This is a genomic window from Aquimarina rubra, from assembly GCF_042684305.1.
GTDB classification, from domain to species: Bacteria; Bacteroidota; Bacteroidia; order Flavobacteriales; family Flavobacteriaceae; genus Aquimarina; species Aquimarina rubra.
This window is the reverse complement of sequence record NZ_JBHULE010000019.1, coordinates 2,058,688-2,070,824: the sequence shown is the minus strand read 5'-3', so window position 1 is coordinate 2,070,824 and position 12,137 is coordinate 2,058,688. Positions and strand designations below refer to the sequence as shown.

Annotated in this window: 8 protein-coding genes; 7 read left to right on the top strand and 1 reads right to left on the bottom strand. The window is 38.5% G+C overall.

The features are described from left to right. The 7 genes from ACFSR1_RS17695 to ACFSR1_RS17665 form a co-directional block, all read left to right on the top strand. The coding region (locus ACFSR1_RS17695; RefSeq protein WP_378294346.1) for a beta strand repeat-containing protein at window positions 1-2,085 on the top strand (2,085 nt) is incomplete at its 5' end. A gap of 17 nt (window positions 2,086-2,102) precedes the next feature. Further along, window positions 2,103-7,244, top strand: coding sequence for a beta strand repeat-containing protein (locus ACFSR1_RS17690; RefSeq protein WP_378294345.1), 5,142 nt, complete (start codon window positions 2,103-2,105; stop codon window positions 7,242-7,244). Window positions 7,245-7,253: 9 nt separating this feature from the next. Next, the gene (locus tag ACFSR1_RS17685) at window positions 7,254-8,417 is read left to right on the top strand and encodes a gliding motility-associated C-terminal domain-containing protein (RefSeq protein ID WP_378294344.1); all 1,164 of its coding nucleotides are present in this window, start codon (window positions 7,254-7,256) and stop codon (window positions 8,415-8,417) included. 256 nt (window positions 8,418-8,673) lie between these two features. Continuing rightward, window positions 8,674-9,219, top strand: coding sequence for a ClpP family protease (locus tag ACFSR1_RS17680; RefSeq protein WP_378294343.1), 546 nt, complete (start codon window positions 8,674-8,676; stop codon window positions 9,217-9,219). 172 nt (window positions 9,220-9,391) lie between these two features. Further along, window positions 9,392-10,117: a M15 family metallopeptidase gene (locus ACFSR1_RS17675; RefSeq protein WP_378294342.1), complete on the top strand. Its 726-nt coding sequence runs from the start codon at window positions 9,392-9,394 to the stop codon at window positions 10,115-10,117. 51 nt (window positions 10,118-10,168) lie between these two features. Further along, window positions 10,169-10,654, top strand: coding sequence for a CAP domain-containing protein (locus ACFSR1_RS17670; RefSeq protein ID WP_378294341.1), 486 nt, complete (start codon window positions 10,169-10,171; stop codon window positions 10,652-10,654). 168 nt (window positions 10,655-10,822) lie between these two features. Next, window positions 10,823-11,590: a M48 family metalloprotease gene (locus ACFSR1_RS17665; protein ID WP_378294340.1), complete on the top strand. Its 768-nt coding sequence runs from the start codon at window positions 10,823-10,825 to the stop codon at window positions 11,588-11,590. A 62-nt stretch (window positions 11,591-11,652) separates the two neighbouring features. Here ACFSR1_RS17665 and ACFSR1_RS17660 read toward each other — a convergent pair whose 3' ends face one another. Next, entirely contained in the window at window positions 11,653-12,033 is a 381-nt protein-coding gene (locus ACFSR1_RS17660) for an ankyrin repeat domain-containing protein (protein ID WP_378294339.1), read from the bottom strand. Between the last annotated feature and the right edge of the window lie 104 nt (window positions 12,034-12,137).

Genomic DNA, 12,137 nt, shown 5'->3' with positions numbered 1-12,137 from the left:
AATACAGGTGCAACCGGAGCTACAGGTAACACAGGAGCTACGGGTGCTACAGGAAGTACGGGTGCAACAGGAAGTACGGGAGCTACAGGTGCTACAGGAAACACTGGAGCAACAGGAGCAACAGGAGCAACAGGAAATACTGGTGCGACAGGTAACACGGGAGCAACTGGTGCGACAGGAAATACAGGAGCAACCGGAGCCACAGGAAATACAGGAGCAACTGGTGCTACAGGAAACACTGGAGCAACAGGAAGCACAGGAAGCACTGGAGCAACAGGAAGCACTGGAGCCACAGGCGCTACAGGAAGCACGGGTGCAACGGGTGCGACAGGAAACACAGGTGCAACTGGTGTTACAGGAAGTACAGGTGCAACCGGAGCTACAGGTAACACGGGAGTAACTGGTGCTACAGGAAGTACAGGAGCAACCGGAGCTACAGGAAGTACAGGTGCAACAGGTGCAACGGGTGCCACTGGAGCAACAGGAAGCACAGGAAACACTGGAGCAACAGGAAGCACTGGAGCCACAGGAAACACTGGAGCCACAGGAAATACTGGTGCTACAGGTAACACAGGCGCAACCGGAGCGACAGGTAACACGGGAGCAACTGGTGCGACAGGAAATACAGGAGCTACGGGTGTAACAGGAAGCACAGGTGCAACAGGAAACACCGGAGCCACAGGTAGCACAGGTGCAACAGGAAGCACAGGTTCAACAGGTGCAACGGGTGCCACTGGAGCAACAGGAAGCACTGGAGCCACAGGAAATACAGGTGCAACCGGAGCTACAGGTAACACAGGAGCTACGGGTGCTACAGGAAGTACGGGTGCAACAGGAAGTACGGGAGCTACAGGTGCTACAGGAAACACTGGAGCAACAGGAGCAACAGGAAATACTGGTGCGACAGGTAACACGGGAGCAACTGGTGTGACAGGAAATACAGGAGCAACCGGAGCCACAGGAAATACAGGAGCAACTGGTGCTACAGGAAACACTGGAGCAACAGGAAGCACTGGAGCAACAGGAAGCACTGGAGCAACGGGTACAACAGGAAGTACTGGAGCAACCGGTGCTACTGGTAATACAGGTAGCACTGGAGCAACAGGTGCTACAGGAGCAACCGGAAATACAGGTGCAACTGGTGCTACAGGTACCACAGGAGCAACTGGTGCGACAGGAAATACAGGCGCAACCGGAGCTACAGGTAACACAGGAGCAACTGGAGCAGTAGGAAACACTGGTAACCAAGGACCTAATACCTTTGAATATAATTTCAACACTTCAACCTCAGGGAACGTAGTTACGGGTGAATATCGATTTAACTCTGCTGACTATAATACTACAACCCAAATAGTTATTCATCCTAATGATTTAAATGGTATAACAACTGATGCTTTCATACAAAATCTAGAAACAAACTCTGCTATATTGGTTAGAGACCCAGCTAATCTATCTAACTTTGTTACCTATACTGTAGATTCATTACCTACGTTTAATGGAACTAATTGGGAGATTGATGTTACATTCCAAGATGTAACTACAGGCCTAGCATTACCAGGTAGTGGAGATATTAGATATATTAACTTTACTCCTGCTGGAGCACAAGGAGACCCTTCTACAGATGATCAGTTTGATGACGAAGTACCGTTAAGAACTCCAATAGATGTGAATGGTGTTTCTACAGATCCAAGTCCAGTAAATGAGACAAATGTACAAGAAGTTATTCAGGCAATCGCCCCTATAACCTCTAAAGCAGGTCGTGTATTTTATCCTCCATCTATCGCTATTGACGCTAGTACAGTTTCTAGTAATCCAGCAGCTCCTGGTGACGAAAGTATTAATTTATATGATCAGTATATACAGCAATTTTCATTAGCTGATGCAACCACTTCTGCATCAAGTACAGGATCACCTGGTGTGATACCAACTTATGCTGCAAATGATCTGTATTATTACGTAACTTATTTTGACCCTACGGTATTTGCTAATGTAAGTATAGATGCTAATGGAGTGATGACCTATGATATAATTGCGCCGCCAGCAGATTACAATACGTTGATTAATGTAGTCTTTGTAGTAAAATAATCTAGCAGAATAGTTTAATGAAATTGTCAAATCACATATCCTATCTGCTTTTAGCATTACTAATGGCTTTGCCAAATATTGAAGTATTTGGTCAGGATACTTATGAAGATGACTTTGGTAGCGTTGACTATTCTAACAGCAGCGGTAATCAAATCTGGGCAACAAGCTGGGTAGAAACTGGTGACGATGGAACCCCTGGTGGTGGACGAATATTTATTAGTGGTTTTAATGATCTAGAGTTTGTTAATATAGATGGCAGAACTATCAGTAGAGCAATAGATTTATCTGCCTATTCTTCTGTTGATTTATCCTTGGTGTATTTTTTTATTAATGCTAATGGTACTAATGAAGATATAGATATTCAATTATGGAATAATACTACCGGTGCATACGAAACTGTATTGACAACAGGAACTGGTTTCGGAGTTACACTTACTCATACATTAACTGCCGATCAAATCTCATTAAATTCATCAATTCGACTCCTTTCTGGAAGTGGAGATTGGGAAGGCGCAGACAATATAGCTATAGATGATGTATTATTTACAGGAACTTTAGCAACACCAGAAATCACTATTAACGATGTTGTAGTTAATGAAAATGCAGGAATCTTAGATTTCACGGTTTCTCATACTGGAGGAACTACTACCGGAAGTTTTACAGTGGATTACGTTACTGTCAATAATACTGCAATTGCTCCCGGAGACTATACACCTACCTTGATTCCAAATACAATCACTTTTCCTGGGACTAGTTTAAGTACACAAACGATTTCCGTTCCTATTATCGATGATAATATTGCCGAAACTGCTGAAACTTTTTTTGTAAACCTTAGTAATCCTAGTGATGGTTCGGTAACTATTACGGATGCACAAGGCATAGGAACGATTAATGCAAATGATCCTATATCGCTAACAATTAATGATGTATCGGTTAATGAAGCAGCAGGAACAGCTGTATTCACAGTTACCTCATCTGGCGGTTCTTTAACAGGTGGATATTCCATTGATTATGCCACGGCAGATAATACTGCCACCACAGCTGGTAATGACTACACGAATACCTCCTCTCCTCCTTCTTTAACCTTCGTAGGAACTCTTGGAGAAACTCAAACAATTACTGTACCTATTCTGGATGACACTATTTTTGAAGGGGATGAAACATATTTTGTAAACCTAAGTAATTCAAGCAGTCCTCTGGTTACAATAACTGACAATCAAGGAATAGGAACTATAGAAGACAATGAAGCTGGGATCAGTATTAACGACATATCTGTTAACGAAAATGCGGGTAATGCAACTTTTACTGTTACGCTCACAGGAACCGTACCAGGAGGTTTTACTGTAGAATATGCCACAGCTGATGCCTCTGCTACAGACCCTGAAGATTACTCAGGGACTACAAGCCCTAATCCTATTTTGACATTTACGGGAACTGATGGAGAAACTCAAACTATAACTATTCCAATTATAGATGACACAGATTTAGAAGGCAATGAAACTTTTTTCGTTAACCTAAGCAATGCAAATAGCATTTTAGTCATCATCACTGATGCACAAGGGATAGGAACAATCATTGACGACGAAGTTCCTTTTATTATCACAGATACAGTTACCGATAACACCTGTAGTGGGATTTTTGTGGATTCGGGTTCCATAAATGGATCATACAGCAACAATGAATCTATCATTTATACCTTATGCCCGGACACTCCCGGTAGTTCGATTGTGCTAAATTTTACTTCGTTTGATGTAGAAGACACTTTTGATTTTTTACAAATTTATGAAGGCACCACGACTACAACTTTAATCGATAGTTATGACAATGGTAACATTCCAACAACCATAATATCTTCTGACCCTTCCGGTTGTTTAACGTTTATATTTTCTTCAGACGGTTTGGTTACAGGAACTGGTTGGCAGGCTACGATATCTTGTACATCTTCAACATCTAGTTTTGTTACCGTAAATAATGTAACCGTAAATGAAAATGCAGGAACAGCTACATTTACCGCTACTTTTTCCGGGGGTAGTATTCCAGGCGGATTTAGCGTAGATTATACAACTATTGATGATACGGCCTATGCTGATTCTGATTACTTTTCTACTTCTGGTACCTTAAATTTTTCAGGTACTCCAGGAGAGACCCAAACCATTACAGTTCCGATTATCAACAACACTTTTGCCGAAAATACAGAAACATTTTTTGTAAACCTCAGTAATTCCAGTTCGCCATCAGTTGGATTGATTAATGGAATAGGAACCATATTAGACGATGGAGATGCTGCAATCGGAGATGATGTTCCGCTTGCACTCTTTGACGATTTTAGTGGATATTATGATTATGCGTTAACCGCAGGAACATTAAGAACAGCAGATGAAGGTGTTGATCCGTGTTCCATAACGACTTCTTCTTCCAACACCCTTACGACGCCCATATTAGCTGGATCTACCATAGAAAGAGCATATTTAACCTGGGGGCATTCAGGTCCTGCTGCAGATGATGTCGTTACGTTCCAGGGCCAATCAGTTACTGCTGATCTGGTTAATACAGCATTTGGTGCTTATTATGGAATGGTTAGTGATGTTACCTCGATAGTTAGTAGCTTACCTGATCCTTCAACCGCAACATATACCTTTACAGATTTAGTAATCGATAATGGGGCAGCATATTGTGGTTCTGTAGTTTTTGGAGGATGGTCCTTATATATATTTTATACCAATCCCTCTTTACCGGCAGTAAGTATCAATATGTATAACGGCTTTGATGCGCAAGGAGGTGGAACTGGAGCAACTGTAACATCAAGTTATACCTTAGATGGATTTTTCGCAATTGGATCGTCAGGCTCGAAAACTTCGGTATTATCGTGGGAAGGAGATCCAACCAGAACCGGAAATGAAATTATATCTGTAACTACAGGTTCAGGTACTACCAACTTAACGGGAGATGGTGACAATTCTCCCGCACTTGCAAATGTTTTTAATTCTACGATATACGATGATACCGCTAGTCCTGTCATTAATGATTCATCCTTATTTGGTTTTGATTTAGACACCTACGATATTTCATCACTTATCGGACCTGGTGAAACCACTGCAACAACGAATGTACAAACCGCTGGTGATTTTGTGATTCTCAATTCTGTATTATTAAAAGTTCCTAGTAATTTAATAACAGGAACTGTTTTTGAAGACGTTAACTATCCCGGAGGAGTAGGAAGGGATCTTGCTACATCTTCTGGAGTAGGAATAGAAGGAGTTACCGTAGAGCTATATGATAATACAGGTGTACTTGTAGATTCTGATGTTACTGATGTAAACGGGGACTATAGTATCGGTGGAATGGCTAATGGGACTTATAGTTTACGAGTAGTCAATAACACAGTACGATCTACAAGAGGAGGAGGCGCTACCTGCACAACTTGTTTACCTATCCAAACATTTAGATCTGCTTATACAGCCAGTACTCTCAGCACTTTTACAAGTGAAATTGGCGGAGCTAATCCTGCCAATGAGGATGTTGCTGCTGGTACGCTTACTGGTGCACAAACAGTTTCAACGATTGAAATAACTAGTGAAGGTGCTGTTGATATAGATTTTGGTTTTAACTTTAATACTATTGTAAATACCAATGCCGACGGACAAGGGTCATTGGGTCAATTCATCATTAATTCTAATAATTTAGACGAAACCGGACTTGATATTGAAGCCAACGGTATTTTTGATCCAGCTGCGGGAGAAGACACTTCAATCTTTATGATTCCGCCTACTGCAGATCCATTAGGTAGAACTACGGATACGAACTTTGCCAGTGGATTTTTTGATATTAATTTACCAAATGTTTCTCCATTAGAAATAATTACAGATGATTCCACACATATTGATGGTCGGACACAAACAGCTTATTCCGGAGATACAAATACAGGAACAGTTGGTTCTGGAGGCACCACCGTAGGAATTTCATCTACTGCCCTGCCTAACTATGACCTACCCGAAATACAAGTACGTAGTGATAATGGAGATGTTATACAAATACAAGCTTCAAACACTGTAATTAGAAATCTTGCGGTATATGGAGGAAACAGAAGAGCCATTCGCCAAGATTCGGGTACAGGAAATCTGATTACTGAAAATCTTTTAGGAGTTAATGCATTAGGTGTTGTTGGTCCAGTTGGTGTTGGAAGCTATGTGGATGATGGATTTGAAATTAGTGGTGGAACAGTAACCATTGATGGGAATTATATTGCTTCAAATACTGATTTTGGAATTTCTGTTAACGGAGGAACATCAACACTCATTCAAAACAATCATATTACGAATAACGGATTTAGAAATTGTGAATATAATATCAGAATAAACAATGGTAGCGGAGTTACCATACAAAACAATCTTATAGATAATTCTGCTTCCACAGGAATTTTCGATAATCAAGGAAATGTAACCATTACAGAAAACACAATAACTACCGCAGGGAGTAATACTGGTTGTGCACAACTAAGTGGTATCAATTTAGCGCAAAGCAACTCTTCTGTTACCAACAATATTATTAACGCAAATGCCGAATCTGGAATAGCCTTAACCGGAATAACATCCTCTGGAAATCTAATTTCGCAAAACTCCATTTATGCAAATGGAACTTTTGCGGATGCATTAGGAATTGATATTTTAGATAATGGTGTTACTATAAATGATTTAGGGGATATCGATGTAGGACCTAATGGTAGTCTTAACTTTCCTATTTTTGAGTCTGTAACAATTAGAGGAAATATACTAAAAATAGTAGGTTGGTCTCGTCCTGGGGCGACGATCGAAGTTTTCTTGACCGATATTAATCAGGGTACTGCCACCGCTGGTGATAATCAATTAGGATTTACCCAGGATTATGGTGAAGGTCAAATATACTTAGGAGCTGGTGTGGAAGGAAGCGGTTCTGACTTAGATAATACTACATCACCTTACACCGTCACAGACGGAAATACAGATAATACTAATAAGTTTAATATTAGCATTACGCTAGGATCAGCAATTCCTCCGGGAAGTATTATTACTTCTACTGCTACAGTAGCAAATTCTACTTCAGAATTTGGAAACGGATTTATAGTTAGAGTAGGAACAGTTATTACCAATAGGCGAATTACCTATAGAGTAAAACCAAATTAAGCGAACCAAATGAAAAAATTAATAATTGTTACATATCTGTTTCTTACTTCGGTGGTTCTAAGTGCTCAATCGGCGTTTCATAATTTTGGAAATGTGCAAATCCATGATCAAGGCCAAGTCGGGTTTCATATGGATGTGATTAATGATGGAACTTTTGATCAAAATGTTGGGTTTACAGGTTTCTACAGTCAAAATAGCCTAACGGTTTCCGGAAGTAATCGCCCTATTTTCTATGATGTGGAAATAGATGTGGTAAATGATTTATTTCTTGAAGTCGCTGTAGGAGTGAATAATTTTCAGGAGTTTATAAACGGAAGAGTATTTACACCGAGAGATCGAATCAATGTTTCTTTAGATTATCTTAATGATGCTCCTTATCTAGGTGAAAATGATGACCGCTATGTAGATGGTTACGCCTCCATTACAGGACAACTTGATTTTTCTTTTCCTATTGGTGATGATTTCCGACTTAGACCTGCGCGAATAGAAAGTCAAGCGGCTAATAATACTGCGCGAGCAGCATATTTCTTCGAAAACCCTAATTTCCCAAACTTCTTTTCTGATAGTTTCGATACCGCTAATTTTGGTGATTTGCTATACGGTATTAGTATTTTTGAATTTTGGGATGTAGATGGAGATCGAGAAACGAGAGTAACACTAACGTGGGATACCAATAGTAATATACCAACTTTGGTTAATGACCTAGAAGATCTTAGAGTTGTGGGATGGGACTCAAATCTCGAACAATGGGTTAATCTTGGAAATACTGCAATCACAGGAGATCTTGATACTGGTGAAATCACCTCTGACTTAATCATTCCTAATGATTATGTGGTACTTACCTTTGGTACTTCTAACAGGATTTTAGACGCGGATCTGGAAGTATTTACGGCAGTTTCGCCAAACGGAGATGGATTTAATGATACATTTGTAATACAAGGACTAGCGCAATATCCTGATAACGAATTATTTGTTTACAATCGATGGGGTGTATTGGTCTATAACCGAAAAAAATATCACGAAGTACAACAAACCTCTGAAGCTTTTAACGGTATTTCTGAAGGTAGAGCTACGATAGCTAAAGGAGAACTGCTTCCGGAAGGAACATATTATTATGTTTTGTTTGCCAACGGAATAAAGGATCGAGCAGGATATTTATATATCAATCGATAGTTTTATTTCAATATCAAACAAACGTTTAAACATTAGGGCTTCCACCCAAAAATATCTCCTGTAATAACTTAATTACCTTTCAGTTATTCATAAATTTTTTAAATTTAACAGAAGACGCCTTCTTTATCAGATTTTAAAATCGTGTTAAATATTGCATACTTTTAAATAACTATCAAATTTGTTGTTCTTTATTTCGTGATATTTTCCGAAAATAATTATACTTTTAACTACAATATGAAAATAATCATAAGAACACATGAAAGAAAAATCAGGAAAAATCCAAGATATAATAGATAAGAAATTTCTAGAAGAGCGTAGTGTCTTTCTATGGGGTCAAGTTGACGATAAATCTGCTAAACACGTAATAGACAGATTAATGTACCTAGATATGATCAGTAATGAAGAAATTAAACTATACATCAATAGCCCTGGTGGATATGTAACTTCGGGCTTTGCAATGTATGATACAATTAAGGCTTTAAAAAGCCCAGTTTCTACCATCTGTTCGGGATTAGCTGCTTCTATGGGGTCTATTCTTTTAAGCGTAGGAGAAAAAGGACGTAGATTTATCCAGCCACACGCCAAGGTTATGATACATCAACCTAGCGGTGGAGCAAGAGGTCAAGCTTCTAACATCGAAATTCAGGCTACAGAAATTTTAAAAACAAAAGAATTAAGTGCACAAATCCTTGCCGATAATTGCGGACAAGAAATTGAGAAAGTATTGAAAGATTTTAACCGTGATTACTGGATGGATGCTCAGGAATCTATAGAATATGGTATTGTTGATGGAGTCCTCTAATAATCACCAAATATTTTATTATTAAATCTTCGATTGTTTAAGATTAAAACACCGCAGCATATCAATTATAGGATATATGACTGCGGTGTCTCATTTTAATTTCTTAAATTACAAGTACATTTATATATTTTTAGGACCACTCTTTCCATAAAAAAAGATAATTTTATCAATAATGCAAAGAAAAAAATTTATTCAGGTAAGCGCTATGGGGCTTGTGGGATTGTCTTCAGTATCATTTGTTAATTTTCAGCCCCAAATTACCAAAGACGATCTTATGGGAAAAGGAAACCCTACTCTCGTCGGAGAGGGATATAAACTACGTAAAAAAGCAAATCAGGCCTTTCTAAAAATGAAAAGTGCTGCTTTTAAGCAAGGTATCAAACTTAAAGTGGTTTCCAGCTACAGAGATTATGCCCATCAAAATCGTATTTGGGAGCGCAAATACGAAAGGTATACCGCTAATGGATTATCACCAACAAAAGCGATCCATAAAATTATTGAATACTCTACTATTCCAGGCACCTCTCGTCATCATTGGGGTACAGATCTGGATATTGTAGATGGGAGTGTTAAGCAACCAAAAGACGTACTTTTAGAGAAGCATTTTTATAATGGAGGGGCTTTCTCTAGGTTTAAAACCTGGATGGATCACAACGCCAACGATTTTGGTTTCTATCTTGTCTACACTAATAAAAAAGGCAGAAAAGGTTTTAAATATGAGCCATGGCATTACTCCTATGCTCCTACTTCAATAGCAATGCTAAAAGAATTTAAAAAACTTGATATAAAAAGTGAATTACAAAAAGCTGTATTAATGGGTAGTTCTAATTTTACTTCAGAATTTATCCAGCAGTATATGGATCAAAACATACTGGATATTAATCCTAAATTATTGTAGTATATACTAAAATCAATTTCTTTCAGTTATATAAAACAAACCCAATATCTTATGAAAAGAGTTTTGAAGTTTTTTTATATAACACTGACAGTCATCACTATAGCCTCATGCTCATCAGAAGACGACACGGTAGTTACTGATGGAGAGACCACAGAACTTATAAACGAAACTAATATTTCTGATGCTATATTAGTACTTGTTAACCAACACCGTCAAAGCCTTGGGTTATCTCCGCTATCCAAAAATGGAACAGCAGAACAATTAGCCATTGATCACACAAAATATATGATTTCTGTAAATCAAATCAATCACGATCATTTGAATCAAAGAGGAAATGTTTTAAGTGATCAGGAGAATGCAACTGGGACAGCCGAAAACGTAGCAAGATTTTATACAGATGCGCAAAGTGTGGTAGAAGGATGGCTTAACAGCTCAGGTCATCGAGAAAATATAGAAGGTAATTATATGTATACAGGTATTTCTGCGATAAAAGATCAAAACGGCAGATACTATTATACACAACTTTTTTATCGCTAACCATGCATCAACTATGCTAATTAGCACTATTCGTGTTCAATAGCCCGAACACAACACCTCTAGTAGTTGCTTACCAAGAATGATATTTTACATTTATTGGTAAGCAACTTTTATATTTAGTAACTTTAGAAACCAAAAAATGAGGTTCACTAACTAAAAAATATTTCCATGAGACGCAGTGGATTTAAAATAAGAATACTAATTGGGCTTGTAATTGTAGCCTTTGCTTTCTTCAAAAAATGTAACAACAAAACGTTGAATGAGTACACTAACAGAGTGCAAAATATTAATATGACCACGGATCAGGAAATCGCTATCGGGTTGCAAAGTGAACCTGAAATGACAAGACAACACGGAGGTCTTTATCCAGATCAAAAACTACAAGATTATGTAGATAATGTCGGAAACAAGCTTATAGTTAATACCATGGCTAAAGATTCACCATACCGATATGAGTTTCACCTTCTGGCTGACCCAAATACAATTAATGCTTTTGCATTACCTGGCGGTCAGATATTTATCACGTATGCACTATATTCTAAATTACAAAATGAAGATCAGCTGGCTGGTGTTCTAGGTCATGAGATTGGTCACGTTTTGGGCAGGCATTCTGCAGAACGAATAGCAGAACACGAATTTTGGAAAACTATTTCTACGGGTGCTTCTGTTGGTGCCGATGCAGGAGGAATCGTTAGTGGAATAGGACAAAATGTACTATTGGGTAATGGTAGAGATGATGAGCTGGAAAGTGACAAGCTAGGTGTTTTGTTTATGATTAATTCTGGTTATAACCCTCAGGAAATGATTGGTGTTATGCAAATTCTAAAGGCAGCGGCAGGTCCTAACCGTACTCCGGAGTTTCAAAGTACGCATCCGGATCCTGATAATCGCATTGAAAAAATTCAGGAAGCTATAGACGAATATAGCGCACAATAAAAAACTTCACTCAGCATAGTGCACTAAGCGAAGTTTTATTATCTATTGATTTCTTTCAGTTTTTAGGATAGTTCTTTAAGAACAGCCATTGCCTCTTTGGCATTCGATAGTTCTGCAAATTTCATAGCGGTATTACCTCTACTATCTCTAGCTTTGAGATAAGCTCCCTCTTCTACCAATAATCTAATGATATCTACTCTATTGTAGCGCGCAGCATACATTAGAGGAGTCTTACCATCTGATCTTTGATTGACATCGCTTCCTAACGCTATCATTTTTTTAACAGTTTCCAGATCTCCTTTTATGATTGCCATACAAAATGGATTTACCTTATAGGTAGTCAGCTCATAAGAATGGCTATCAACAGCCATTGTTTCTTCTGTAGCAAAGCTAGCAGAAGCGATGAACAAAATCATCAAAGTTGTTACAATTGTTTTTTTCATGATGTTGTGAATTTATTAAGTTACGTTTACAGGACTCCTATTTTATAAGACTTCACAAAACACCAAGTTGTTACTTATAAAACATTAAATAACAGAACTTTAAC